A 563-nucleotide genomic window follows, 5' to 3' on the forward strand; every position below is an offset into this window, starting at 1 on the left:
CTGATCACAATGATTATTGTTGGATGAACTCATCGTACGTGCTTGGCGTCAAACTGACGGATGCATTTTCTAAGTATGGTTTCTGTACTGCTATTCGTGGCGCAGAGGGTGGTGGGCGAGTTGATAACCTACCAACACACTTCTTCATGAGTGATGATGGTGACCCAGATATGAAGTGCCCAACGGAAATTGGCATTACAGACCGCCGTGAAGCGGAATTGGGTAAACTGGGTTTCTTACCGTTGTGTCACTACAAAAATACAAACTATGCCGTGTTCTTTGGTGCTCAAACTTGTCAAAAACCAGCAAATCATGAATCTCCAGAAGTGGCAGCAAACGCGGCAATTTCAGCAAGACTTCCTTACATGATGGCAACCTCTCGTTTTGCACATTATTTGAAAGTAATGGCTCGAGACAAGATCGGTAGCTTTATGGAAGCAGAAGACGTTGAATCTTGGTTGAACCGTTGGATTCTTGGCTATGTGAATGCTTCTGAAGGTGGCGGTCAAGAAATTCGTGCGAAATACCCTCTTGCCGACGCTCGCGTACAAGTTAAGGAAATT

The 563-nt window shown here is 44.9% G+C and carries 1 protein-coding gene; it reads left to right on the top strand.

Annotated elements, in window-relative coordinates:
* Positions 1–563: type VI secretion system contractile sheath large subunit (tssC, locus tag R7Z50_RS29855; protein ID WP_318150062.1), on the top strand; the 563-nt coding region annotated here is incomplete at both ends.

It is taken from the genome of Vibrio sp. 1249-1 (genome assembly GCF_033340495.1).